This window comes from Kineosporiaceae bacterium SCSIO 59966 (assembly GCA_020881835.1).
In the GTDB taxonomy this organism is placed as follows: Bacteria; Actinomycetota; Actinomycetes; order Actinomycetales; family SCSIO-59966; genus SCSIO-59966.
Genome location: CP052876.1, coordinates 627,920 through 652,153 on the forward strand (window position 1 = coordinate 627,920; position 24,234 = coordinate 652,153).

The 24,234-nt window shown below is 72.4% G+C and carries 23 protein-coding genes; 13 read left to right on the forward strand and 10 right to left on the reverse strand.

Annotation, left to right across the window (positions count from 1 at the left end; translation table 11 throughout):
* Positions 1–36: 36 nt before the first annotated feature.
* The 3 genes from HJG43_03145 to HJG43_03155 form a co-directional block, all read right to left on the reverse strand.
* A complete protein-coding gene (locus HJG43_03145; GenBank protein UER53719.1) occupies positions 37–1,305 on the reverse strand; it encodes a hypothetical protein in 1,269 nt (422 codons plus the stop codon).
* A 558-nt stretch (positions 1,306–1,863) separates the two neighbouring features.
* Positions 1,864–2,547, reverse strand: a complete 684-nt coding sequence (gene maf, locus HJG43_03150) for a septum formation inhibitor Maf (protein UER53720.1) — start codon at positions 2,545–2,547, stop codon at positions 1,864–1,866.
* 114 nt (positions 2,548–2,661) lie between these two features.
* On the reverse strand, positions 2,662–4,353 hold the full coding sequence (locus tag HJG43_03155; protein UER53721.1) for a DUF885 domain-containing protein: 1,692 nt from the start codon (positions 4,351–4,353) through the stop codon (positions 2,662–2,664).
* 86 nt (positions 4,354–4,439) lie between these two features.
* Between HJG43_03155 and HJG43_03160 the strand changes: the two genes are divergently transcribed.
* Entirely contained in the window at positions 4,440–5,126 is a 687-nt protein-coding gene (locus HJG43_03160) for a hypothetical protein (protein ID UER53722.1), read from the forward strand.
* 7 nt (positions 5,127–5,133) lie between these two features.
* On the opposite strand, the gene HJG43_03165 is transcribed toward HJG43_03160, so the two are convergent.
* Together HJG43_03165 and HJG43_03170 are read right to left on the reverse strand one after the other, a co-directional pair.
* Positions 5,134–5,367, reverse strand: a complete 234-nt coding sequence (locus HJG43_03165) for an acyl-CoA carboxylase subunit epsilon (protein ID UER53723.1) — start codon at positions 5,365–5,367, stop codon at positions 5,134–5,136.
* 285 nt (positions 5,368–5,652) lie between these two features.
* Positions 5,653–7,299, reverse strand: a complete 1,647-nt coding sequence (locus tag HJG43_03170) for an acyl-CoA carboxylase subunit beta (GenBank protein UER53724.1) — start codon at positions 7,297–7,299, stop codon at positions 5,653–5,655.
* Positions 7,300–7,422: 123 nt separating this feature from the next.
* Between HJG43_03170 and HJG43_03175 the strand changes: the two genes are divergently transcribed.
* The 7 genes from HJG43_03175 (at position 7,423) to HJG43_03205 (ending at position 14,807) form a co-directional block, all read left to right on the forward strand.
* Positions 7,423–8,316 (forward strand): biotin--[acetyl-CoA-carboxylase] ligase, encoded by an 894-nt coding sequence (locus HJG43_03175; protein ID UER53725.1) that lies wholly within the window; start codon positions 7,423–7,425, stop codon positions 8,314–8,316.
* A gap of 13 nt (positions 8,317–8,329) precedes the next feature.
* Positions 8,330–9,364, forward strand: coding sequence for an adenylate/guanylate cyclase domain-containing protein (locus HJG43_03180; GenBank protein UER53726.1), 1,035 nt, complete (start codon positions 8,330–8,332; stop codon positions 9,362–9,364).
* 122 nt (positions 9,365–9,486) lie between these two features.
* On the forward strand, positions 9,487–10,197 hold the full coding sequence (locus HJG43_03185; protein ID UER55656.1) for an enoyl-CoA hydratase: 711 nt from the start codon (positions 9,487–9,489) through the stop codon (positions 10,195–10,197).
* 59 nt (positions 10,198–10,256) lie between these two features.
* Positions 10,257–11,171, forward strand: a complete 915-nt coding sequence (locus HJG43_03190) for a hydroxymethylglutaryl-CoA lyase (GenBank protein ID UER53727.1) — start codon at positions 10,257–10,259, stop codon at positions 11,169–11,171.
* Positions 11,172–11,225: 54 nt separating this feature from the next.
* Positions 11,226–11,924 (forward strand): response regulator transcription factor, encoded by a 699-nt coding sequence (locus HJG43_03195; protein ID UER53728.1) that lies wholly within the window; start codon positions 11,226–11,228, stop codon positions 11,922–11,924.
* Positions 11,925–11,927: 3 nt separating this feature from the next.
* Positions 11,928–13,163 carry a sensor histidine kinase gene (locus tag HJG43_03200; GenBank protein UER53729.1) on the forward strand — a complete coding sequence of 412 codons (1,236 nt, stop codon included), beginning with the start codon at positions 11,928–11,930 and terminating at the stop codon, positions 13,161–13,163.
* A gap of 451 nt (positions 13,164–13,614) precedes the next feature.
* A protein-coding gene (locus HJG43_03205) for an IS3 family transposase (GenBank protein UER53730.1) occupies positions 13,615–14,807 on the forward strand; the annotation gives its coding sequence in 2 pieces (ribosomal slippage) (positions 13,615–13,870 and positions 13,870–14,807; 1,194 coding nt in all).
* Between the two features lie 143 nt (positions 14,808–14,950).
* Here the strand turns inward: HJG43_03205 and HJG43_03210 are convergent.
* From HJG43_03210 to HJG43_03220, 3 genes are all read right to left on the reverse strand, one after another.
* Positions 14,951–15,451 carry a nucleotidyltransferase domain-containing protein gene (locus HJG43_03210; GenBank protein ID UER53731.1) on the reverse strand — a complete coding sequence of 167 codons (501 nt, stop codon included), beginning with the start codon at positions 15,449–15,451 and terminating at the stop codon, positions 14,951–14,953.
* Between the two features lie 332 nt (positions 15,452–15,783).
* Positions 15,784–16,548: a hypothetical protein gene (locus tag HJG43_03215; GenBank protein UER53732.1), complete on the reverse strand. Its 765-nt coding sequence runs from the start codon at positions 16,546–16,548 to the stop codon at positions 15,784–15,786.
* A 689-nt stretch (positions 16,549–17,237) separates the two neighbouring features.
* Positions 17,238–17,702, reverse strand: coding sequence for a GtrA family protein (locus HJG43_03220; protein ID UER55657.1), 465 nt, complete (start codon positions 17,700–17,702; stop codon positions 17,238–17,240).
* 179 nt (positions 17,703–17,881) lie between these two features.
* Here HJG43_03220 and HJG43_03225 point away from each other — a divergent pair, with 179 nt between their 5' ends.
* The 3 genes from HJG43_03225 to purE all read left to right on the forward strand — a co-directional run bounded on the left by HJG43_03225 (position 17,882) and on the right by purE (position 20,814).
* The gene (locus HJG43_03225) at positions 17,882–18,694 is read left to right on the forward strand and encodes an alpha/beta fold hydrolase (protein ID UER53733.1); all 813 of its coding nucleotides are present in this window, start codon (positions 17,882–17,884) and stop codon (positions 18,692–18,694) included.
* Positions 18,695–18,992: 298 nt separating this feature from the next.
* Positions 18,993–20,276 carry a 5-(carboxyamino)imidazole ribonucleotide synthase gene (locus tag HJG43_03230; protein UER53734.1) on the forward strand — a complete coding sequence of 428 codons (1,284 nt, stop codon included), beginning with the start codon at positions 18,993–18,995 and terminating at the stop codon, positions 20,274–20,276.
* Positions 20,269–20,814, forward strand: a complete 546-nt coding sequence (gene purE / locus HJG43_03235) for a 5-(carboxyamino)imidazole ribonucleotide mutase (GenBank protein UER53735.1) — start codon at positions 20,269–20,271, stop codon at positions 20,812–20,814. Before HJG43_03230 ends, purE begins: the two co-directional genes overlap by 8 nt.
* Before the next feature lie 27 nt (positions 20,815–20,841).
* Here the strand turns inward: purE and HJG43_03240 are convergent, their stop codons facing one another.
* Positions 20,842–21,033 (reverse strand): CopG family transcriptional regulator, encoded by a 192-nt coding sequence (locus HJG43_03240; GenBank protein UER53736.1) that lies wholly within the window; start codon positions 21,031–21,033, stop codon positions 20,842–20,844.
* Between the two features lie 615 nt (positions 21,034–21,648).
* Here HJG43_03240 and HJG43_03245 point away from each other — a divergent pair.
* On the forward strand, positions 21,649–21,969 hold the full coding sequence (locus HJG43_03245; GenBank protein UER55658.1) for a helix-turn-helix domain-containing protein: 321 nt from the start codon (positions 21,649–21,651) through the stop codon (positions 21,967–21,969).
* Entirely contained in the window at positions 21,962–22,624 is a 663-nt protein-coding gene (locus HJG43_03250) for a hypothetical protein (GenBank protein ID UER53737.1), read from the forward strand. The genes HJG43_03245 and HJG43_03250 overlap by 8 nt, the downstream gene beginning before the upstream one ends.
* 524 nt (positions 22,625–23,148) lie before the next feature.
* Here the strand turns inward: HJG43_03250 and HJG43_03255 are convergent.
* Positions 23,149–24,057 (reverse strand): LCP family protein, encoded by a 909-nt coding sequence (locus HJG43_03255; GenBank protein ID UER55659.1) that lies wholly within the window; start codon positions 24,055–24,057, stop codon positions 23,149–23,151.
* Between the last annotated feature and the right edge of the window lie 177 nt (positions 24,058–24,234).

The window sequence follows — 24,234 nt, forward strand, 5'->3', positions numbered from 1 at the left end:
CGCCGGGGTTGGCGCACGGCGGGCGCCGTCCTCGGCTTACGGCAGCCGGCCCTCGATCTCGAGCTCCTCGCCCTCGGGTGCGACCTGCCCCGTGCGCCGCCGGTACCCGTGCACCGCCGGCGACGCGCTCAGCGCCTGCCCGACGATGGACACCGTCACGGCGAGGCTGCCGGCGGCGAACAGGGTCTCGTACTGCGGCACGTGCAGCGTCTCGGCGAACGCCAGGTAGTAGACGCCGGCCACCCCGAGCGGGCCGGACCAGGCCATGAACCCCGACGACAGCCGTCCGGTGCCGGTGGCGAGCAGCGCCGGGAAGGTGACCGGGAACCTCCGCAGCAGCAGCACCCACAGCGCGAACAGCACGCCGCCCCACCCGAGCTCGGGCCACCACCGGTCCACCGGCAGCACGGTGCCGAAGACGAGGAACACCACGACCAGACCCACCTTGGCGACCGACCGGTGCACCACGTGGATCGGCTTGCGCGTCCCCTCCGGCAGTCCCTCGGAGAACGTCAGGCCCGCGGCGAACGCGGCCAGCACCCCGGTCCCGCCGAGCAGGTGCGCCAGCCCGAGCACGCTGAGGGCGACTCCCGTGCTGGCCAGCGGGAACCAGTCCTCCTCGGCCAGCCGGTCCACCCCGGCCAGGTCGGTGAGCCAGCGCATCGCCAGCCCGACCGCGGTCCCCACGGCCAGGGCGATGCCGACCTGGCGCCCGGCGTCCAGGAGCCACGGCCCGACGGCGTCCCCGATCGGAACTGACACGAGCAGCCCGGCGAGCAGCACGAACGGCAGCGCCAGCCCGTCGTTGGCCGCGGACTCCACCTGCAGGCTCGCCCGCACTCGCCGCGGCAGGGACTGGTCCGGCAGCACCCCGGTGACGAGCGACGACGCCGCAGCCGGGTCGGTCGGGGTCAGCGCCGCGCCCAGGAGCAGGGCGAGTCCGAGGGGCAGGCCGAGCAGCAGGTTGGCGCCGAGCGCGGTGACGAGCCACATCCCCGGCATGACGACGAGCAGCAGGACGGCGATCCGCCGGCGGTTGGCGAGCAGGTCCCGGGGGCCGACCCGCAGGGTGATGTCGAAGACGGCTAGGGCCAGGGCGACCCGTGCGGTCTGCTCGAGCAGCTCCCCTCGGGGGACGACCGTGGTGGGGTCGAGGACGGCGAGGGCGTGCGGTCCGACGAGGACGCCGGCTGCGAGGGCGAGGACGACGGGGCTCAGTGCGTGCCGCTTGACCAGCCGGGACGACAGCGCGAGCAGGACGATGGCGAGCCCGACGACGACGAGGACCCGGTCGGCGGTGATCACGACCCCGGACCGTATCCGGGAACGCCCTGGGTCGCAGGGGCTCCTGCCGGCCGTGTCCGACGACGACCGGCAGGAGCCTGCGGCGACACGGCGCGGTGCCGCGTCACCTGCCACCGGAGGAGATGCGGGTCCGGTGGCTGCTACCCCCACCCCCACCCATCGGTGATCATGCAATCCCGCCACCCTGCCAGGCCGCCGCTCGCCCGCCATCGGTGATCATGCAATCCCGCCACCCTGCCAGGCCGCCGCTCGCCGCCCGCCCCCTCATCGGTGATCATGCAATTCCGCCACCCTGGGGCTGACGCCTTGACCGAGCTGTAGCACCTGACCGAGGATGCGCAGGACGGGCAGGGAGAACTCGTCGTCGCACCTTGAGTGCTGACTCGTTATGCGGCACAGACCGCCTTGAGGCCCCTGCCCGTCACTCTCCCCAGCACCGACGAGCGCAGGATCGCGCCACAGAATGCTGGATTCACCGCAACTTTCACGGCGTGTCGCGCCGACAACCCAGCATCCTGCGAGCGGGCGGCAGGGTGGCAGGGTGGCGGGATTGCATGATCACGAAGGGGTTTGGGGGGTGGAGGGGTGAGGGGTGGACCAGAGGCGGTGCCAGGGGACACCCATCTCGGCGAGCAGCTCGCGCAGTAGCGGCAGGCTCAGCCCGACAACCGTGTGGTGGTCGCCCTCGACGCCACGGACGAACGGGCCCCCGAGCCCGTCGATCGTGAACGCCCCCGCCACCCGCAGCGGCTCCCCGGTCGCGACGTAGGCCGCGATCTCCTCGTCGGAGACGTCCGCGAAGTGCACCGTCGTCGAGGCGACCGCCCCCAGCGTGGCGCCGGTCCCGCCGTCCGCATCGTCCCGGACCTCGACGAGCCAGTGCCCGGTGTGCAGGACGCCGGAGCGGCCCCGCATCCGCTGCCAGCGGGCCGTCGCCTCCGCGGCGTCCGCGGGCTTGCCGTGCACCTCGCCGTCCAGGTCGAGCACCGAGTCGCAGCCCAGGACGACGCACCCGTCGGGCAGGTCGTCGGTGGCCGCGACGTCCTCGGCCTTGGCGCGGGCCAGGACGAGCGCGACGTCGTGGGCGTCGGTGACGCCGTAGCGCGCGACGACCGCATCCTCGTCGACGGACGACACGAGCACGACTGGCTGCACGCCCGCCTGCCGCAGGGTGGCCAGACGCGCTGGGGACGCCGAGGCAAGGACGAGCGACAGGTCGGTCACGGGGTGGCGGGAATGCATGATCACCGACGAGGGGGGAGGAGGGCGGGGTGGCGGGATTGCATGATCACCGACGAGGTTGGCGGGCGGCGGGGTGGCGGGATTGCATGATCACGAACAGAGACTTTCGACTGATCACGGGGAGGTGGGGGGGAGGAGGGCGGTGCGCAGGACGTCGAGGGGCACGGACCCGACGTCGAGGGCCCGGCGGTGGAACGCCTTGAGGTCGAACGCGTCGCCCTCCCGAGCCCGGACCTCCTCGCGCAGCGCCAGCCACAGCCGCTCGCCGACCTTGTAGGACGGCGCCTGCCCCGGCCAGCCGAGGTAGCGCAGGTGCTCGAAGCGCAGGAACGCCTCGTCCTCGAGGGTGTGCGCCCGCATGAACTGCCACATGGTGTCGGCGTTCCAGCGGCCGCCACCGACCTCGGCCGGCGCCTCGAAGCCGCAGTGCAGCCCAATGTCGACCACCACCCGCATCGCCCGGAACGCCGACCCGTCGAGCATCCCGAGCCGGTCGCCCGGGTCGTCGAGCCAGCCGAGGTCGGCCATGAGCCGCTCGGCGTACAGCGCCCACCCCTCGCCGTGCCCCGAGCACCACGCCATCGCCCGGCGCCACCGGTTGAGCAGGTCGGAGCGGTACATCGTCTGGGCGATCTGCAGGTGGTGGCCCGGCACGCCCTCGTGGAACACGGTCGTCGTCTGCTGCCACGTGCCGAAGGTGTCGACGCCCTCGGGCACCGACCACCACATCCGGCCCGGGCGGGAGAAGTCCTCGGTCGGCCCGGTGTAGTAGATGCCACCCGAGTTCGTCGGGGCGATCCGGCACTCGATCCGGCGGACTGGCTCGGGGATGTCGAAGTGGACGTCGGCGAGCGCGGCGATCGCCTCGTCGGCCTTGGCCTGCATCCACTCCCGGAACGCCTCGGTGCCCCGGATCGTCCGCTTCGGGTCGGCGTTGAGCGCGGCGACGGCGTCCTGCACCGAGCCGCCGGGGACGATCTGCTGGGCGACCTCACGCATCTCGGCCTCGATGCGCGCCAGCTCCTCCTGCCCCCAGACATAGGTCTCCTCGAGGTCGACGCGGGCGCCGACGAACTCCCGCGACCACAGCGCGTACTCCTCCCGGCCGACGGCGTCCTCCTCCCGGGCGGCGGGCAGCAGCTCCTCGCGCAGGTAGCGGGTGAGGTCGCGGTAGGCGCCGGCCGCCGCGGACGCCGCACGGTCCAGGTCCGCGGCGACCGCGCCGTCCGCCGTCCCGGACCGGTCGGCCTGGCCAGCGAGGATGACGAAGAACCCGGACTCGCCGTCCCCGAACTGCTCTGCCTGCCCGGCGGCCGCCTCGACCTGGCGGCGCGCGGGTGCCCGCCCGGACGCCGCGGCCCGCCGCAGCGACTCGACGTACCCCGCGACGGCGTCCGGCATCGCGGTGAGCCGGCGCGCCACCACGGCCCAGTCCTCGGCGGTCGCGGTCGGCATCAGGTCGAAGACGTCGCGCAGGTCCTGCACCGGTGAGTGGATGACGTTGAGCGGTGCCAGGTCGAGCCCGGCGTCGTGCAGCTCGAGGGCCAGGCCGAGCCGGTCGCGCATCGCCGCGACGGTGATCCGGTCGGTGTCGTCGGCCGGCTCGAGCGTCTCGAGCGCGGCCAGCGTGCGCCGGTGCAGCTCCGCCCGCTCGGCGACGCCGTCGGGGGAGTAGTCGGTGAGCCGGTCGTCGTGCCCCTGGACGCCGATCGCGGTCGCGGCGATGGGGTCCAGGGCGGCGTACTCGTCGACGTAGCGGTCGGCCAGGTCGTCGATCGGGGTGCGTGGGCGCGGGGTGTCGGTCACGCTCGCGGACCCTACCCGCGGCGTCCGACAGGCCCGTCGTGAGCATGGGCGGGTTTGACGAGCCGGCGGACGGGCATGTTCAGATCATGGACACCACGACGTGGATCATCCTCGTGGTCGTCGTCCTGCTCCTGGTTGCACTGGTCGCGTGGCTGGTCGTGCGCAACCGGAAGGCCCGGCAGGTCCGCGACCGGTTCGGTCCGGAGTACGACCACGCGGTCGACGAGTACGGCAGCGAGCGCCGGGCCCGCGCGCACCTGTCCGAGGTCGCCGAGCGCCGGGACGCCGCGCAGATCAAGTCGCTAGGGCCCGCGGCCCGCGAGCGCTACCTGGCCCGCTGGCAGCAGATCCAGGCGGACTTCGTCGAGCGGCCCGGTGAGGCCGTGGACGCCGCCGACGCGATGGTCGCCGAGATCATGGACGAGCGCGGGTACCCCGGCCACGACTTCACCTCCCGCGCCGAGCTCATGGCCGCCGACCACCCGGAGATCGTCGAGCGGTACCGGGCCGCGCACGAGGCTCGCCGCCGGCACCACGACAGCGGTGACGTGGCGACGACGGAGGAGCTCCGCCGGGCGATCCAGCACTACCACGAGCTGGTGACACTTCTCGTCGAGGACGGTCGCCAGCCCGGGCACCGGGCGGACGTCCGTCCGGACGCCGAGCACCCGGACGCCGTCAACCCGCCGGTGGAGGAGCCGCGCCCGGTGCATCCGGACGACCGCCCCGTGAACCCGGACGACGAGGGGCACCCGCCCGTGCCGCGGGCCTGACCGCCGGCTAGCGCGGCCAGGCGGACGAGCGCCAGGCGCCGGGCCCGGGCCGCAGCGGGGGCCGGGCCCATGCCAGCCGGTCGTTCCACGCCGAGGTTGGTCCGTCGTCCGCCGGGCCGTCGAACCTGCGAGCCGCTGCGGCGAGCACCGTGACGAGGGCCGCGAGCTCCTCGGCGGTGGGCTCCCCGCGCACGACGCGCAGGTGCGGAGTCTGCTCGGGCGCCGTCGTGTCGCCGTCCATGGCCCGAGGGTAGCGGGCGAGCAGGCCGTCCGACCTTACGTCAGGGCAGCCACCCCGGAGCATGAAAGGACGCGCCGCCGGCTACCCCGGGAGCCGCTCCCCGGCCACGGGCCTCGCCACAGAATGCTGCGTTCGGAACATCTTTGCCGGCGTGTCGCGCCACCAACCCAGCATTCTGCGAGCGTGGGCTGGGTCGTGCGGGGTGGCGGGATTGCATGATCACGAAGGGGGATTTTCGACTGATCATGAAGAGGGATTTTTGACTGATCACCGAGAGGGGTCAGATCAGAGCGGGATGTTGCCGTGCTTCTTGGGCGGCAGGGTCTCCCGCTTCGAGCGCAGCATCCGCAGCGCCTTGACCACCTCGACCCGGGTCGCGGACGGCGGGATCACCGCGTCCACGTAACCCCGCTCGGCGGCCACGTAGGGGTTGGCGAGGGTGTCCTCGTACTCGGTGATGAGCTGCTGGCGCAGGGCGTCGACGTCCTGCCCGGCGTCCGCGGCCTCCTTGAGCCGGCTGCGGTAGAGGATGTTGACCGCGCCCTGCGCGCCCATGACCGCGATCTGCGCGGTCGGCCAGGCGAGGTTGACGTCGGCGCCGAGGTGCTTGGACCCCATGACGTCGTACGCGCCGCCGTAGGCCTTGCGGGTGATGACGGTGACGAGCGGGACGGTCGCCTCGGCGTAGGCGTACAGGAGCTTGGCGCCGCGGCGGATGATCCCGCCGTACTCCTGGTCGGTCCCGGGCAGGAAGCCGGGGACGTCGACGAACGTCAGCACCGGCACGTTGAACGCGTCGCAGGTCCGCACGAACCGGGCGGCCTTCTCCGAGGCGTCGATGTCCAGGGTGCCGGCGAGCTGCATCGGCTGGTTGGCGACGACGCCGACGGAGCGGCCCTCGACCCGGCCGAACCCGACGACGATGTTCGGCGCGAACAGCGGCTGCACCTCGAGGAAGTCCCCTTCATCGACAACGTGCTCGATGACGGTGTGCATGTCGTACGGCTGGTTCGGGGAGTCCGGGACGAAGGTGTCGAGCTCGCGGTCCTCGTCGGTGACCTCGAGGTCGACGTCGGCGTCGAACACCGGCGGGTCGGACAGGTTGTTGCTCGGCAGGTGGCTGAGCAGCTCCTTGACGTAGGCGACCGCGTCGTCCTCGTCGGAGGCCAGGTAGTGGGCGTTCCCGGACGTCGTGTTGTGGGTGCGGGCGCCGCCGAGCTCCTCCATCCCGACGTCCTCACCGGTGACCGTCTTGATGACGTCCGGGCCGGTGATGAACATGTGCGAGGTCTGGTCGACCATCACGGTGAAGTCGGTGATCGCCGGGGAGTACACGGCGCCGCCGGCGCACGGCCCCATGATCAGGGAGATCTGCGGGACGACGCCGGAGGCCAGCACGTTCCGCCGGAAGATCTCCCCGTACAGGCCGAGGGACACCACCCCCTCCTGGATCCGGGCGCCGCCGGAGTCGTTGATGCCGATGACCGGGCAGCCCGTCTTCATCGCCAGGTCCATCACCTTGACGATCTTCTCCCCGAACACCTCGCCGAGGGATCCGCCGAACACGGTGAAGTCCTGGGCGAACACGCACACCGGCCGGCCGTCGACGGTGCCGTAGCCGGTGACGACGCCGTCCCCGTAGGGCCGGTTCGCCTGCTGGCCGAAGTTCGTCGAGCGGTGCCGGGCGAGGGCGTCGAGCTCGGTGAAGGAGCCCTCGTCGAGCAGCATGTCGATCCGCTCGCGGGCCGTCTTCTTGCCCTTGGCGTGCTGCCTCTCGATCCCGCCGGCGGACCCGGCGTGCACGGCCTCCTCGGTGCGCCGGTGCAGGTCGGCGAGCTTGCCGGCGCTGGTGTGGATGTTGATGTCCGCGGGGACCTCGGTGCCTCCTGCGGCGGCAGGGTCGACGTGCGGCTCGGGCGCCGGGTGGGCCATGGCGGTCTCCTCGGGGTCGCGCGGGACGCCGGCAGGCGTGCGGTCGGGCAGGCAGCCCGGAGCCTAGTGCGGGGCCCCGGCCCGCTCACGTGACGTACGTCGCGTCCGCCTACAGTGATCGCCGTGGGCACACCGTGGGGCGACCTGGACCGCCCCCCGCTGCGCGCGGACGCCCTGCGCGCCGCCCTGCTCGCGCCGTCCGGTCCGTTCGCCCGCCTGGACGTCGTCGCGCGGACCGGCTCGACGAACGCCGACCTGCTCGCCGCGGCGGCCGCAGACCCGGCCGGCTACCCGGACCTGTCCGTGCTGGCCACCGACCACCAGGTCGCCGGCCGCGGCCGGCTGGCCCGCAGCTGGCAGGCCCCGGAGCGCTCCTCGGTCGAGGTGTCGGTGCTGCTGCGCCCGGACGTGCCGGCGCGGCGGTGGTCCTGGCTGCCGCTGCTGGCCGGGACGGCGGTCGCCGCGGCCACCCGCCGGGTCGCCGGGGTGCGGGCCGGGGTGAAGTGGCCGAACGACGTGCTCGTCGAGGTCCCGGACGCCGAGCAGGACGCCGGCGCGGACGCCGCCGGCAAGGTCGCCGAGCCAGCCGCCGGCAAGGTCGCCGGCGTCCTGGCCGAGGCCGTCCCCGGCCAGGGCGCGCTCGTCGTCGGGATCGGCCTCAACGTCACCCAGACCCGCGCCGAGCTGCCGGTGCCCACCGCGACCTCCCTGCGGCTGGCCGGGGCGGCGACGACCGACCGCGACACCGTCCTGCGCGCCGTCCTGCGCGCCGTCGCCGACCGCTACGCCCGGTGGGTGGCCGCGGACGGTGACGTGACGGCGTCCGGGCTGGCCGCGGAGGTCCGCGAGTCCTGCTGGACCCTGGGCCGCGCCGTCCGGGTGGTGCTGCCCGCCGGGGAGGTGGTCGGCACCGCCGAGGAGCTGGACGACGACGGCCGGCTCGTCGTCCGGGACGCCGCGGGCGAGCGGCACGCGTTGTCCGCCGGGGACGTCGTCCACGCCGGGGTCGGGACGTGACCGGAGGGACACCGTGAGCCCCGTCGACCCGGACCCGCAGGTCCCCGAGGCGAGGCTGTCGGACTCGGCGAAGGCCGTCGAGCGGCGGCTGCTCGGCGCCGAGCGCGAGCTGCGCCGCCGGGAGGTGTCCGGCGCGGTCGGCACGTCGCTGCTGTCGGCGCGAAAGTTCTGGCGGGCGCTGGGGTTCCCGAACGTCGGGGACGCGGCGCAGGCGTTCACCGAGGCCGACGTCGAGGCGCTGCGCGCGATGGTCGGGCTGGTCCGCGACGGGGTGATCGACGAGGAGACCGCGCTCGGGCTGACCCGGGCGATGGGCCGCACCGCGGACCGGCTGGCGAACTGGCAGATCCAGCTCGTCGCCGAGTCCCTCACCGAGGAGGACCACGCCGCCCCGGACGTCGAGGTCGCGCAGCAGGTCGGCGCCGTCCTGGCCGAGGTGCTCGAGCGCACCGAGCCGCTGCTCACCTACGCGTGGCGGCGGCACCTGGCCTCGGCGGCGGCCCGGATGATCTCGGACGCCGAGTCGGACGCCGGTGCGCACCCCGGGCCGGTGCGCACGGTCGGGTTCGCCGACCTGGTGTCCTTCACCCGGATCGTGCGTCGGGCCAGCGAACGGGAGCTGGCCGGGCTGGTGCAGCGGTTCGAGGCGACGACGTCCGACATCGTCTCCGCGCACGGCGGCCGGGTGGTCAAGACGGTCGGCGACGAGGTGCTGTTCGTCTCGACGTCGACGCCGGCCGCGGGCGGGATCGCCCTCGACATCGCCGAGGCGATGGCCGAGGACGAGGTGCTGCCCGACGTCCGGGTCGGGATGGCGACCGGGCCGGTCGTGGCCCGGCTCGGGGACGTGTTCGGCACGACGGTGAACCGGGCGTCGCGGCTGACCGGCATCGCCGCGCCCGGGACGGTGCTCGTCGACGAGACCACCGCGGCCCGGCTCGGCGCGGCGAGCGGCTTCGAGGTCGCCCCGCTGCACCGGCGGACCCTGCGGGGTATCGGCGCGGTGACCCCCGCCGTCGTGCGCCGCAGCACCCGTCGCGGCGCCTGACCGCAGCACCCGCCGCGGCGCGTGAGCCCGGTCGCCGGGCCGCGGGTAGCCTGCCCGGTGTGATCCGCGTGGACCGCCACGGCGAGCACGTCGCCGAGATCGTCCTGGACCGGCCCGAGGCGATGAACGCCGTGTCGACCGCGCTCGCCGCCGAGCTCGCCACCGCCACCGCGCACCTCGCGCAGGACCGCACGGTGCGCGCGGTCGTCGTGAGCTCCAGCCAGCCGAAGGCCTTCTGCGTCGGCGCGGACCTCAAGGAGCGCAACGCCTTCACCGACGAGGACCTGCGCCGCCAGCGGGACGTCACCCGCGCCGCCTACCGCGGCGTCCTGGACCTGCCGGTGCCGGCGGTCGCCGCCGTCGCCGGGTACGCCCTCGGCGGCGGCTGCGAGATCGCCCTGGCCTGCGACCTCATCGTCGCCGACCCGACCGCCGTCCTCGGCCTGCCCGAGGTGTCCGTCGGCGTCGTCCCCGGTGGTGGCGGCACCCAGCTGCTGACCCGCCGCCTCGGCTGGTCCCGGGCCGCCGACCTCGTCTTCACCGCCCGGCGGGTCGACGCCGCCGAGGCCCACCGGCTCGGGCTGGTCGACCGGCTCACCGAGCCGGGCGCGGCCCGGGACGTCGCCCTCGAGGTGGCCCGCGCGATCGCCGCGAACTCCCCGGTCGGGGTCCGCAACGCCAAGCGGGCGATGCGCCTGGGCCTGGACGTCGACCTCGCCACCGCGCTCGAGGTCGAGGACGCCGCGTGGCGGGCGACCGCGTTCAGCCAGGACCGGGCCGAGGGGGTGCGGGCGTTCGCCGAGAAGCGGACCCCGCGCTGGCCGGGGGTCTGACGAGTACCGGACGAGCACCGGACGACGAGCACTGGACGACAAGCATGGAGGAGGACGCCATGGGCACCTGGCCGGAGCGGGTCAGCCTGCGCGAGGTCGGTCCGCGCGACGGGCTGCAGAACGAGGCGCCGGTCCCCACCGACGCGAAGGTGCGGCTGCTCGATCTGCTGCCGGGCACCGGGCTGCGCCGGATCGAGGCGGTGAGCTTCGTGCACCCGAAGGCGATCCCGCAGATGGCCGACGCCGAGGAGGTGTGGGCGCGGGCGCGCAAGCACCCCGACGTCCGCTACTCGGCGCTGGTGCCGAACCTCAAGGGCGCCCAGCGCGCCATCGCCGCCGGGTTCACCGAACTCGAGATGGTGGTCTCGGCCTCCGACACGCACAACCGCAAGAACGTCAACCGCTCGACCGCGGAGTCCCTCGACGACATCGCCGGCGTCGTCCAGCACGTCCACGACGCCGGCGGCACGCTCGAGGTCATCGTCTCCACGTCGTTCGGCTGCCCCTACGAGGGGGAGGTGCCGACGTCCCGGGTGCTCGACGTCGTCCGGCGGGCGGTCGCGGACGGCGCGGACCGGATCGCGTTCGGGGACACCACCGGCGTCGCCACCCCCGGCCGGGTCGCCGCCCTCGTCGACGGCTACCTGGCCGCGTACGCCGGCACCCCGTTTCTGCTGCACTTCCACAACACCCGCGGCACGGCGCTGGCCAACATCCTCACCGCGATGGAGCACGGCGCGACCGAGTTCGACGCCAGCGTCGGCGGGCTCGGAGGCTGCCCGTACGCGCCGGGAGCCTCCGGCAACGTGGCGACCGAGGAGGTCGTGCACATGCTCGAGGACATGGGGGTGGCCACCGGCGTGGACCTGGCGGCGCTGCTCGAGGTGGCCCGCTACGTCCAGGACGTCGTCGGCCGCGAGCTGCCGAGCGGCGTCCTGAAGGCGGGGCCGCGGACGGTCACGGTCCCCGCGTGACCGGCACGCGTCGTCGTCCAGGCGACGCCGTCCAGATCGTTGTGTGACCTGGCCATGACTACCATGCCCGGCGTGACGAGGGTGCTGCTGGCCGAGGACGACCCGGCGATCGCCGAGCCGCTGGCCCGCGCCCTGGGCCGGGAGGGCTACGACGTCGAGGTCCGCGACACCGGGCAGGGCGCGATCGACGTCGCCTCCAGCGGGGTCGACCTCGTCGTCCTGGACCTCGGGCTGCCGGACATCGACGGGCTCGACGTGTGCCGGCGGATCCGCTCCGACGGGGTCACCGCCCCCGTGCTCGTGCTGACCGCTCGCGCCGACGAGGTCGACACCGTCGTCGGCCTGGACGCCGGTGCCGACGACTACGTCACCAAGCCGTTCCGGCTCGCCGAGCTGCTCGCCCGGGTGCGGGCGCTGCTGCGCCGCGGCGGGGCCGAGGCGGGGGAGTCCTCGCTCACCGAGGTGCACGGCGTCCGGCTGGACGGCGACGCCCGCCGGGCGTGGGTCGGGGACACCGAGCTGCAGCTCACCGCCAAGGAGTTCGACCTGCTGCGGGTGCTGCTGCGCGAGGCCGGGTCCGTGGTCACCCGCGACGAGCTCATGCGCGAGGTGTGGGACACCGAGTGGTGGACCTCGACGAAGACCCTCGACATGCACGTGTCGTGGCTGCGCCGCAAGCTCGGGGACGACGCGACGAACCCCCGGTTCATCTCCACCGTGCGAGGCGTGGGCTTCCGCTTCGAGCGGGAGTAGCCGGTGCGGGCCCGCATCCTGCAGGCCACCGTCGCCTCGGTGGTGCTCGCCGTCCTGCTGCTCGGCATCCCGCTGGGGATCGTCGGTGTCGCGCTGGTGCGTGACCAGGCGCTGCGCAGCGCCCAGGACCGCTCCGACGCACTGCTGCGCACCGTCGAGCGGCGGCTGGAGTTCGACCAGGAGGTGACCCCCGACGTCCTCGAGCCGTACGTGAACGCGGAGCGGGAGTGGACGGCGTACGTCACCGTGACCCTGCCGGACGGCGGTCTGGTGACCGCCGGGGAGCCCGACCCGCCGTACCTGCGGGGGGAGACGACGACCGACCGGTTGTCCGCGCGGGTCGACGTGCCGCGCTCGTCGGTGGTGTCCGCGGCGCTGCAGGTGGTCGTGCTCGTGCTCGTCGTGTCGGTCGGCGCGATCGTGGCCGGGGTGGCGCTCGGTCTGGTGCAGGCCCGGCGGCTCACCGAGCCGCTGGTGGACCTGGCCCGCAACGCCCAGCGGCTCGGCTCCGGGCAGATCCGGCCGTCGGCGCAGCGCAGCGGCGTCCCGGAGGTGGACCTGGTCGCGGCCGAGATCGCCGCCAGCGCCGAGCGGATGGCCGCCCGGCTGGCGGCAGAGCGGGAGTTCGCCTCCGACGCCTCCCACCAGCTGCGCACCCCGCTGACGGCGGTGTCGATGCGGCTGGAGGAGATCGCCGCGGCGACCGACGAGCCGGCCGTGCGCGAGGAGGCCCGGATCGCGCTGGACCAGGTCGAGCGGCTGGTCCAGGTCGTCGACGACCTGCTGGACCGCAACCGGCAGGCGCGCGCGGCGCCCGCGCCGCTGGTGCTCGGCGACGTGCTCGACCAGCAGCGCGAGGAGTGGCTGCCGCAGTACCGGGCCGCGGGCCGTCGGCTGGACGTCGAGGTGCCACGGGACGTCGTCGTGCTGGCCAGCGCTGGACCGCTCGCCCAGGCGCTGGCGACCCTGCTGGAGAACTCCCTGCAGCACGGCGCCGGGACGACGTCCGTGCGGGTGCGGCAGAGCGGCAGCTCGGTGGTCGTCGAGGTCGCCGACGAGGGGCCGGGGATCCCGGACTCGCTCGGGGTGCGGGTGTTCGAGCGCAAGGTGTCCAGCGCCCGCTCGACCGGGCTCGGGCTGGCGCTCGCGCGGGACCTCGTCACCGCCGACGGTGGCCGCCTGGAGCTGCTGCGCCCCCGCCCGCCGGTGTTCGCCCTCTTCCTCCGCGCCGCCCCCTGACCCGCTCCCAATACTCTCGTTCGTGATCATGCAATCCCGCCACCCTCTGCCCCTCCCGCCTGCCCGCAGAATGCTGGGTTGTTGGCGCAACACGCCGGCATGGGGGCCCAAAATCCAGCATTTTGCACGCCCCGGACGCCCCAAACCCACCCCGTGATCATGCAATCCCGCCACCCGCTTCATGGCTCTGGCGGGCCACTCCGGGGATGAGAGTGGTCGCGGCGCGCCACGAACCCAGGGACGTTCGAGCGGGCGGTGGGAGCCGGCCGGCCTGATTGCATGCAGCCCGCATCGGGTATAGGCCTCCACCACAGAATGCTGCGTTCCGCACAGCCCGGCGTGTCGAGCCACCAACCCAGCACTCTGCGGGTGTGCGGACCTGTGGGGTGTGTCCTTCCCGCCGGATAGTGGCCCGAGGGGGGAGTATTCCTCCTGACAGAAGGGGTCGTTGATGTCTAAGTATCGGAAGTTCACTCAGGAATACCGTGAAGAGGCCGTCAGGTTGGTGATCGAGTCGAGCCGGCCGATCGCCGAGGTGGCCCGGGAGCTGGGCATCAACGAGGGCACCCTTGGGAACTGGTGCAACAAGTACCGGCGGGAGCACCCGGTCAGTGAGGAGTTGAACCTGCCCGAGCGGAGCCGGTTACGGGAGCTGGAGCGGGAGAACCGTGAGCTCAGGTTGCAGGCGGAGTTCCTAAAAAAAGCAGCAGCCTTCTTCGCCAGGGAGCAGCAGTGAGCGACAAGTACGCGCTCATTGCCGCGGAGAAGGCCGACCGCAGGAGCCCGTTCAGCGTGGTGCTCATGTGCACGGTGCTGGCGGTGTCGACCTCGGCGTTCTACGACTGGTTGACCGGGCAGCCCAGCGCGCGGCAGGTGCGGCGAGCCAAGATCGGGGTGCACGTGCAGGCCGCGTTCGCCGCCGGCCGCGGCACCTACGGGGTGCGCCGGGTGCACGCGGTGCTCGGGCGCAGCGACGACGCCGACGTGGCGGGCGCGTCGGTGCGGATCGTGCGAGACATCATGCAGGAGAAGGGGCTTCGCGCGTGCCAGCCGCGGGCCTACCGGACCACCACGGTGCGTGACCCCGGCACCGAACCCGTCATCGCCGACCACGTCGGCCGGGACTTCACCGCCACCGCGCCCGGCCACAAGCTCGTCGGCGACATCACGTACGTGCCCACCTGGCAGGGCTGGCTGTACCTGGCGACCGTGATCGACTGCCACACCAAGGCCGTCGTGGGGTGGTCGATGGCCGACCACATGCGCACCGACCTGGTCTGCGACGCGATCACGATGGCCACGCGCAACGTCCCCCTCGCCGCCGGCGCGGTATTTCACTCGGACCGCGGCAGTCAATACACCAGCGCCCAATTCGCCCGCCACCTCGCCGAGCACGGGCTCACCGGTTCGATGGGAAGAACCGGGATCTGCTGGGACAATGCCATGGCCGAATCCTTTTTCGGGGCGTTGAAGAACGAGCTCGTGTACCGCACCGTCTTCCCCACCCGAGACAAGGCCCGCCAGGCCATTGCAGAATACATCGAAGTGTTCTACAATCGGCAACGTCTCCACTCGGCACTCGGCTACAAGACCCCGCTCGAGGTCGCCAACGAGTACCACCAACACGCCACACTTGCCGCCTGAACCAGCCAATGTCGCTGTCCGGGAACGCGTCACCCCCTCACTGCCAGGACTGCGCGGCCGACCCTGGGTGGCGGGATTGCATGATCACGAAGAGGGTTTTCTTGACTAACCACGGGGACGGTATGGGTGGCGGGATTGCATGATCACGGGAGGGTGGGATCGCGCATCAGCCGCAACTTGGCCTGGACGGTCGCCGCCTGCAGCGCCGACGGCGTCATCGGGCCAGCTGTTCGAGGTCGAGGCGTCGCAGCCACTCCGTCTCGTAGAACTCGAGAGCGGCGGCCATCTGGGCGTTCGCCCACACGCCGTCGGCCGTCTCGTACAGCGGCCTCGCCTCGACGAGGGCGGCGCCTCGCCTCGACGAGGGCGGCGAACCTGCCGGTGGGCGTGGCCCGGTCCACCAGCAGGACGTCGACGGCGTCGGTGGACAGCAGGTCCATCAGGTCACCGATCAGCGGCACCGGGTCCGGCGTCGCCCGCCCGCGGAACCGGACGCCGATGTCGACGTCCCGCGCGGACGCCGGATCCGTGCGGGCGCTACCGAAGAGGGTCAGGATCTCCACGTCGTGGCGCTCGCACAGCCTGGCCAGCGAGCCGTCGTCCACTGCTCGCAGGAGCGTCTCCACCGCCTGCCGCACTGCCACACCGCCCACCGTAGCCGTCACCGCGCCGCCGGCGACCGACGACCGGTTGGCGATCAAAGGTCTGGCCAGTTTGCTCCGGTGGATGAGGGGAGGGACACGGCGTACCGCACCCCTCCTCGCCCGGCCTATCGATCAGCGCGGGCGACGCTACTCGTCGGCCTGTACGGGATCACATTGTTGTAGTTCTTCCCCAGCGTCATCCACAGATCTTGGGCGCGACGGGCGTCCATGAGAAGGATTGTGGATGAATGCGCTTCTCGATGGGTGCTTCCATGTGACCAGCCTCAGAACCGGCGAGCCGCCTTCCACAGGGGGGCATTTGTGAAGGGCAATTACGCGGTGGCCATCCTCGGCTGCAGGATGCTCACCGTCCCGTCCTCTCGCCTGACTGCTTCGAGGACCTGGCGGTTTTCAGCGGTCAGCACGGGAGGCGCGTCTGAAGTCTTGACCATCGCGTGCGTGAGACGGGCGATCAATCGCTCCATCTGCGCGGCCTTGCGCGACGTTGCCGGTCTCGTGGGTAGCCCGAGGGTCACGGGGTGCTCGATCAGCGTCAGCAGCAGCTCGCGCAACCGCTCCTGGGCGGCGGTGTTGGCGTCGAGCCGTTGTTGGATCGAGGCCTCAAGGTTTCGCAGGGTCTGGCCCGGATTGGCCAGGGCGGCCTCTGCGGCAGTGACCACCTGCGCTCGTGACTCCAGCACTAGGGCGCGGTACAGCACCGCTACCTGTGCGGGGAACGATTCGGGCCCGCCCAGGCCGACGTCGAGCGCCTTGTGCAGCTGGGAGAGAGATACGCCGTTGCCATCCGTCGGGAGGGCCGAGACTCGCTCCTCCCACTGGTCCAGCCAATTCAGCGCCTGGTTCCTCACGTTACGGAGCCCCGTTACAGCTGACGAGAGCCCAACGCCCTGCGGCACGGAGACCTGATCGAGAATGGCTGCTGTCGCAGCCTCGAGCGCTTGCTCCGCCGTCTTCAGTTCGGCATGGATCTGCTGCTGCAGGTGGCGCTGAACGCCTTGGGCCGCTTCCAGGATCGCTTGGAGCTTCCTGTCTTGCTCGTGTCTTGCCAGCATCTCGGTGCCGACGGAGAGCGCCATCAAACCCATTAGAGGGCCGATCGCCAGACCAGCGCCGACAGCGGCTCCCGTGACCGGAACAAGCCGCGCGTGACCCGTGACCTTCGTGGCGCCCGCCGCTCGAGTCATGCCTCGAAAACCACCGCCTACGGCGGGAACCAACTGCTGCAGAGTCTGTCCCGTAGGTACTTCTACCCGGAACAGCGTGGCGCCGGCGCTGACGGTAGAACGGGCGCCCGCTCGGTGTACGACGTTGGACAGCTGCTGCGCGAACGCAGAGCCCGACTTGAGAACCGGCCCCCATGCCGGGCCGGCATCTGCGGGGACCAGGGGTCGCCACTGGATCAGCATCCCCGTGCCGTCTGCGAGCATTGTCCACGGGTCGCCCGGTAGCTGCGCGACCTCTCCCAGCGCACCACCAACAGGGACGACAACGCCTGTTACGTCATCGACAGTGCTTGCCAAGTGGGCCTCCACTACCTCGCCTGATCCCGTAGCTACGTCGGCGCCAGCTCGGGGAACGGCGCGACTGCCAACGTACCGTCTGAACCGATGGGCCGCCCAATCTCCTGCTTGAAAACCTATCGGAGCCCTTCGCCTAGAGTTCGTTCTGCGGCCTTGGGATGCGAGGTGCCCGGTCTGCTGTTCGTCGTCACGATCTCGTCGATCCGGCCCCAATGGGGAATCGGATGTCGTCCGTGCGGCTCGGCTCACCGTTCGGTCGCGACGCGCCCCTCAGCTACCACGCTCACCTCGGCCGCCGCGCTGGCGGCGTCCACCGGCCGGACGTCGTCCAGGACGGCGTGCTCCTCGCTGAACACCCACGTGCGGTAGGCGTAGAACCGGAACGCCGTGCCCAGCGCCAGCCCGACGACGTTCGCCGCGATGTTGTCCGCCAGCGGGCTGGTGAACCCCAGGACGTAGTGCGAGATCCACAGGCAGACCAGCGCGATACCCATGCCGATCGCGTTCATGACGACGAACAGCACGAGCTCGCGGCGGGCCGACGCACGGCGCCGGCGGCGGAACGTCCAGTACCGGTTGCCCAGCCAGGCGACGACGGTCGCGACCGCCACCGAGGACGCCTTCGCGCCCAGCGGGGAGTCCGACAGCGGCCCGAGCCGCAGCGCGTTGAACACGCTGACGTCGACGACGTACGCGACCGCGCCGACCATCCCGAACTTCAGCACCTCGCGCCAGACCAGCGTGATCGCGGCGCGCAGCGAGTCCAGGAGCCGATGAAGGGCGGCAGGCACGCGCGCGAGCCTAGTCGCGGCCCGTCACGAGTCCGTGCCCCTGGCCAGGCCCTAGCCAGGCCCTGGCCAGGCCGGCGAGGCGGTGCCACGCTGCCTCCATGACCGACGTCGCCCCCGCACGTCCCGGACCCGCGCCCCGCGTCGTCCTCGTCCCCGGCTTCTGGCTGGGGGCCTGGGCCTGGGACGACGTAGCGCCGCACCTGGCCGCGGCCGGCCTCGAGCCGGTGGCGCTCACCCTGCCCGGACTGGAGCCGGATCACCCCGACCGCGGCTCGGTCACCGTGGAGGACCAGGTCCGCGCGATCGAGGACGCGCTCACCGGCGGCGACGGCGTGGCCACCGTGCTCGTCGCGCACAGCGGCGCCGCCGCGGCGGCCACGGTGGCGCTGGACCGGCACGTGGACGAGGTGGCCCACGTCGTCTGGGTGGACACCGCGCCGGCGTCCGACGGGTTCGTGATGAACCCGGACGTCGAGGGGCCCGAGTATCCCTTGACGGCCCAGTGGGAGGAGGAGATGGCGCAGGGGTCGATGCGGGGGCTGACCGACGAGCAACTCGCTGCGTTCCAGCGGCGCGCGGTGCCGCAGCCGGCCGCGTCGTTGCGTGACCGGGTGGCGCTCACCAGTCCGAGGCGCCTGGACGTGCCGAGCACCATCGTGTGCACGGCATTCCCGGCGGCGGAGTACCGCTCCTACGCCGAGCAGGGCGTGCCGTTTCGGTCTGCTGGAGTACCGGGCGCTCGAGCTCATCGACCTGCCCACGGGCCACTGGCCGATGTGGAGCGAGCCGGAGCGGCTCGCTGCGGTCATCGCCGACCGGGTGCCGCGCAGCGCCCGGTAGGCCACGAGGCGCCCAGTAGGCTGCCCCGCTGTGCCCGAGCAGCCGACCCCCCAGGTGGCGGGATTGCATGATCACGGGGTGGGTTCGGGGCGTCCGAGGCCCGCAAAATGCTGGATTTTGGGCCCCCATGCCGGCGTGTTGCGCCAACAACCCAGCATTCTGCGGGCAGGCGGGAGGGGTTGAGGGTGGCGGGATTGCATGATCACGGGGTGGGTCTGGGGCGTCCGAGGCCCGCAAAATGCTGGATTTTGGGCCCCCGTGCCGGCGTGTTGCGCCAACAACCCAGCATTCTGCGGGCTGGCGGGAGGGGCTGAGGGTGGCGGGATTGCATGATCACGGGGTGGGTTCGGGGCGTCCGAGGCCCGCAAAATGCTGGATTTTGGGCCCTCGTGCCGGCGTGTTGCGCCAACAACCCAGCATTCTGTGGGCTGGCGGGAGGGGCTGAGGGTGGCGGGATTGCATGATCACGCCGAGGGGGTGGCGGGATCGCATGATCACGGGGGAGGGGTCGGGGGGTTTCCGACGGTGGCGGTCGTCGGCGGCGGCCAGCTCGCCCGGATGATGCAGACCGCGGCCGTCGAGCTCGGCGTCCGGCTGCGGCTGCTCACCGTCGACCCGGACGACGCCGCCGCCCAGGTCATCCCGCAGACCACGGTCGGCCACCACACCGACCTGGCCGCCCTCCAGTCACTCGCCGAGGGCACTGCGGCGGTGACCTTCGACCACGAGCACGTCCCCACCGAGCACCTGCACGCGCTCGCCGACGCCGGCCACGCCGTCCGGCCTGGCCCGCAGGCCCTCGTCCACGCCCAGGACAAGCTCGTCATGCGCCGCCGGCTCACCGATCTCGGCCTGCCCTGCCCGCGCTGGGCCGCCGTCCACGACGCCGCCGAACTCACCGCGTTCGGCGACGACGTCGGCTGGCCGGTCGTGCTGAAGACTCCCCGCGGCGGCTACGACGGCAAGGGCGTGCGGGTCGTGGCGAACGCGGACGACGCCGCCGACTGGCTGGAGCGGTCCGCCGGCAGCCCGCTGCTCGCCGAGGAGAAGGTCGCCTACCGGCGCGAGCTTGCCGCGCTCGTCGCCCGCAGCCCGTCCGGGCAGGCGGCGGCGTGGCCGGTGGTGGAGTCGATTCAGGTGGACGGCGTGTGCGACGAGGTGATCGCCCCGGCACCGGGTCTGGACGACGACACCGCCGGCGAGGCGACGACGGTCGCCCTGCGGGTCGCCGGGGAGCTCGGCGTCACCGGCGTCCTGGCCGTCGAGCTGTTCGAGACTGACGAGGGCCGGGTGCTGGTCAACGAGCTCGCGATGCGCCCGCACAACTCCGGGCACTGGACCATCGACGGGTCGGTGACGTCCCAGTTCGAGCAGCACCTGCGCGCCGTCCTGGACCTGCCGCTCGGCGCGACGACGCCGCGGGCCCGCTGGACGGTCATGGTGAACGTCCTCGACGGGCAGTACGAGGACCTCTACCGCTCCTACCTGCACGTGATGGCCCGCGACCCGGGGGTCAAGGTTCACCTGTACGGCAAGGCGGTGCGGCCCGGTCGCAAGGTCGGGCACGTCACCGTCTACGGCGAGGACCTGGACGACGTCCGGGCGCGGGCCCGGCACGCCGCCGACTTCATCCGAGGAGTAATCGATGAGTGAGCAGCAGCCGCGGGCCGAGCAGCAGCCGCGGGTCGGCGTCGTCATGGGCTCGGACTCCGACTGGCCGGTGATGGAGGCGGCCGCGACCGCGCTGGCCGAGTTCGGCGTCCCGCACGAGGTGGACGTCGTCTCCGCGCACCGGATGCCGGTCGAGATGATCGCCTACGGCCGGGACGCCGCGGGGCGAGGTCTGCAGGTGATCGTCGCCGGGGCAGGGGGAGCCGCGCACCTGCCGGGGATGCTCGCGTCGGTGACGCCGCTGCCGGTGATCGGGGTGCCGGTGCCGTTGCGGCACCTCGACGGGCTGGACTCGCTGCTGTCGATCGTCCAGATGCCGGCTGGGGTGCCGGTGGCGACGGTGTCGGTGGGCGGGGCGCGCAACGCGGGACTGCTCGCGGTGCGGATCCTCGCCGCCTCGGACGACGCGCTGCGCGAGCGGATGGCGGCGTTCCAGGCGGCACTGCGGGAGGAGGCGGCGGCCAAGGGGGAGCGGCTGCGGTCCCGGCTGGCCCGGCCGGCGACGGGGTTCCAGGCCTGATCGCGGGGCCGGTCGGGCTGGCATGCATCACTGACCGAGCCTGTCTAACGCGGCCCTGTAGCGGGGCAGGTCCTCGGCGAGGACGGCGTCCAGGACGGTGCGGCGCAGACGGTCCGCCAGGCCGGCGCGCAGGAGGTCCTCAGGGGAGCGTCCCTCCGCCGCCGCGGCGCGGCGCAGAAGCATCGACTCGTCCTCGGTGAGGTGGAGTGTCACGTCCATGGCGACACGGTAGGTGGGACCACTGACAGCGGGCCCGACTGTTGCGGATCTCTGTTGCGGCGTCCCGGCGAGCAGTGGGACGGTGAGGGTCCCTGCGGGGTCAGGGGCGCTAGGAGGCCGTACCGGTGGCCCTTGAGCCCGCAGGGACTGTCTTGGTTCAACACCAGCTCGCCCTCGGGGCTTCCCCGTGCGGCGCGGCGGCGTGCGTCGGCGGCGGGGATAGGCTCCGACCTCGCGTGCAGAGCCACCGTGGCAACCAGAAGCCCCGGTCGGCGCGGCAGTCCGGTCGACCAGGGCCCTGGTATTGCGTCCTCCGGTGGGAGGCCACCCCCGGCGGGGCACTGACCAGGATGCCTGTGCTTACGCGGTAAGGGAACTGCGGAAGGTCACCAGTGCCCTCGGCTCCGTCACCGGCTGTGACCCCTGTGGCGCATGTGACTTGGATGTCCCCTCCCTGGGGGCAGGCGGGTCGGCCCATGTGCTGGGCGACTACTTGCCGCCGTCGCGACCGGTGGGCGCCGCACCCGCAAGGTCATGCTCCAGCCGATGATCGCCTGGACAGATACAATCTCGTAGGTGTTCACCAGCGGCTACACTGGTGGCATGGGCGACACGATGACGGTGAACCCCTCGCACCTGTCGGATGACGACTGGGCGCGCGTGCGCGCGTTCCTCGACGCCGCCCGCGCCAAGGGCGAAGTCGTCGACCTGTCCACCCGGGCCGAGCTGCTCACCCCCGCCGAGGTCGCCAAGCGGCTCGGGATGTCCCGTTCCACCGTGCGCCGCCGGATCCTGAACGGCGATCTGAAGGCCGTGAAGGTTGGCACCCACCACCGCATCCCGCTGGCCGAGTACGAGCGTTTCAGCGATGAGCTGATGCTCCGCATGGCGCAGGCGTCGGCGGCTGATATCGAGGCCGAGTTGTTCGGTGAGTGACGCCCCGCTCCTCTTCCTCGACGCCAACGCGCTCGCCTCGCCCGTCACCCGCACACTGCTCATCGCCGGGGCGAACGCCGACGGCCTGAGGTGGACGTGGTCGGCCTACGTCGAGGCCGAAGCCGACGAGCACGCCCGCGGCCAGTCGATGCTGACATCGAAGGTGCGTCAGAAGGTCCTCCAGACTGAACTCTCACCCACAGCAGCCAGCACCACGGGGCTCTCCACTGACGCGAAGGACGGCCAGGTGATTGCCGACGCCATTGAGGCCGGAGCCAGGTACCTGATCACCGCCGACGTGGACGACTTCGCCCTCGCCGATCTGGACGCGTACGAGATGAGCGCGGTAAATCCGGACTATTTCATGGAACAGCGGTTCACGGAGAACGCCTATCGCAAAGGCCTCCGACTGCTCGCCGCTGTCCAGAGCAATCCCGCCAGGACCGAGCCTGAGCTGCATCGCGTGCTCGGCCGACGTCACCCGCGCCTGACCGCACGCTTCGCCGCGCTGTACGACACCACGCCGGTCGAGGCCGACCCCGACCAGCCGAGCGTCATCTTCCGCGGCGTCGCCTGCATTCGCTGCGACAACCACCTCGACAGCGAGGAGAACCTGCGGGTCGGGCTATGCGCGGCACATCTACCGACGACCTGACCAAGCCGGTCGGCATCTGGCTGTCACTGGTGCATGACACGGCGGTCGCTGGACGACGGAGGGCGCCGGACGCCGACGGGCAAGGCGCGCCGAGGGTGGCGGGATTGCATGATCACCAAGTGGGGGAGCGCGCCGCCACCACAGAATGCTGCGTTCAGCACGGCTTGGCCGGCGTGTCGCGCCAACAACCCAGCATTCTGCGAGCTGGCCCTGCGCACCCGAGGGTGGCGGGATTGCATGATCACCGAGTGGGGGAGCGCGCCGCCACCGCAGAATGCTGCGCTCAGCACGGCTTGGCCGGCGTGTCGCGCCAACAACCCAGCATTCTGCGAGCTGGCCCTGCGCGCCCGAGGGTGGCGGGATTGCATGATCACCGAGTGGAGGAGCGCGCCGCCACCACAGAATGCTGCGTTCAGCACGGCTTGGCCGGCATGTCGCGCCAACAACCCAGCATTCTGCGAGCTGGCCGGCCCGCCAGAGGGTGGCGGGATTGCATGATCACGGAGGGGGTTAGGCGCTGAGGGTCAGCGGGCTGGGGGCTGGGCCTCGGCGATCTCGCGCACGGTCTGCTCGTCCCCGGCGAGCAGGGCGCTGAACAGACGGTCCGCCTGCTCGGTGTCCCAGTCGACGACGGACCCGGCGCCCTCGCGGCGGCTCAGCCCGCCGACCGGCACGGTGAGGCTCAGCGCGTCGCCGCCGGTGGTCTGCAGCAGCCCCATCCCGAACTGCGCGAGGTCGATCGGCCCGGTGCCGTCGTCGACGGCGAGCGCGGACCCGGCCGAGCGGGCCAGCGGGAACGCCTCGAGCGGGTTGAGCAGCGTCGCCGGGGACGCGGCCTGCGCGGCGATGGCGGCGATGAGCTCACGCTGCCGCTGCACCCGCCCGAGGTCGCCGTCCGGGCCCTGCCGGGTGCGGGCGTAGCCGAGGGCGGTCTGGCCGTCCATCGTCTGGCAGCCGGCCTCGATGTCGAGGTGCCCGGCCAGCGGGTCCTGGATCGGCTCCTGCGGGCACAGCTCGACCCCGCCGACGGCATCGACGATGTCGGGGAACGAGGCGAGGTCGGTCTCCACGTAGCTGTCGACGGCGATCCCGGTCGCGCCCTCGATGGTCTGCGCGAGCAGCGCCGGCCCGCCGAACGCGTACGCGGCGTTGATCTTGTTGGAGCCGTGGCCGGGGATGGGCACGTAGGAGTCCCGCGGCACGCTGACGAGCACGGACGGCCCGGTCAGCCCCATCCGGTGCAGCAGCAGGATGGTGTCGGTGCGCGCGCCGCCCCCGCCGCCGATGTCGGTGCCCTCCCGGCTGTCCGACCCGACGAGCAGCGTGGTGTGCCCGGGCGTGGACGCGGCCAGCCCGAGCGGCCCGACCCGGTCGACCGCGGTGTACCCGACGAGCCCGAGCGCCACCGGGTAGCCGATCAGCAGGACGAGCAGGACGACGAGGAACGTGCCGAACCCGCCGCGTCGCCGCCGCGGTGGCGACGGTGGTGGTGGCGGTGGGGGCGCGGTCTCGGCCTCGTCCCACCAGGTCTCCTCGCGGGGCGTGACGGGCGCCGGACGTCGCGGGGCCGGCTCCTCGGGACGTCCCCCGGCCGCCTGGTCACCACGTCC

Coding starts and splice junctions, on each gene's coding strand:
- maf (UER53720.1), bottom strand. CDS start 2,547: ATGCATTCCCGCCACCCCGTGACCGACCTGTCGCTCGTCCTTGCCTCG.
- HJG43_03160 (UER53722.1), top strand. CDS start 4,440: ATGGACACCACGACGTGGATCATCCTCGTGGTCGTCGTCCTGCTCCTG.
- HJG43_03165 (UER53723.1), bottom strand. CDS start 5,367: ATGGACGGCGACACGACGGCGCCCGAGCAGACTCCGCACCTGCGCGTC.
- HJG43_03170 (UER53724.1), bottom strand. CDS start 7,299: ATGGCCCACCCGGCGCCCGAGCCGCACGTCGACCCTGCCGCCGCAGGA.
- HJG43_03185 (UER55656.1), top strand. CDS start 9,487: ATGAACGCCGTGTCGACCGCGCTCGCCGCCGAGCTCGCCACCGCCACC.
- HJG43_03190 (UER53727.1), top strand. CDS start 10,257: ATGGGCACCTGGCCGGAGCGGGTCAGCCTGCGCGAGGTCGGTCCGCGC.
- HJG43_03195 (UER53728.1), top strand. CDS start 11,226: ATGACTACCATGCCCGGCGTGACGAGGGTGCTGCTGGCCGAGGACGAC.
- HJG43_03215 (UER53732.1), bottom strand. CDS start 16,548: ATGGCGCTCTCCGTCGGCACCGAGATGCTGGCAAGACACGAGCAAGAC.
- HJG43_03220 (UER55657.1), bottom strand. CDS start 17,702: ATGGTCGGCGCGGTCGCGTACGTCGTCGACGTCAGCGTGTTCAACGCG.
- HJG43_03225 (UER53733.1), top strand. CDS start 17,882: ATGACCGACGTCGCCCCCGCACGTCCCGGACCCGCGCCCCGCGTCGTC.
- HJG43_03230 (UER53734.1), top strand. CDS start 18,993: ATGCTGGATTTTGGGCCCTCGTGCCGGCGTGTTGCGCCAACAACCCAG.
- purE (UER53735.1), top strand. CDS start 20,269: ATGAGTGAGCAGCAGCCGCGGGCCGAGCAGCAGCCGCGGGTCGGCGTC.
- HJG43_03240 (UER53736.1), bottom strand. CDS start 21,033: ATGGACGTGACACTCCACCTCACCGAGGACGAGTCGATGCTTCTGCGC.
- HJG43_03245 (UER55658.1), top strand. CDS start 21,649: ATGACGGTGAACCCCTCGCACCTGTCGGATGACGACTGGGCGCGCGTG.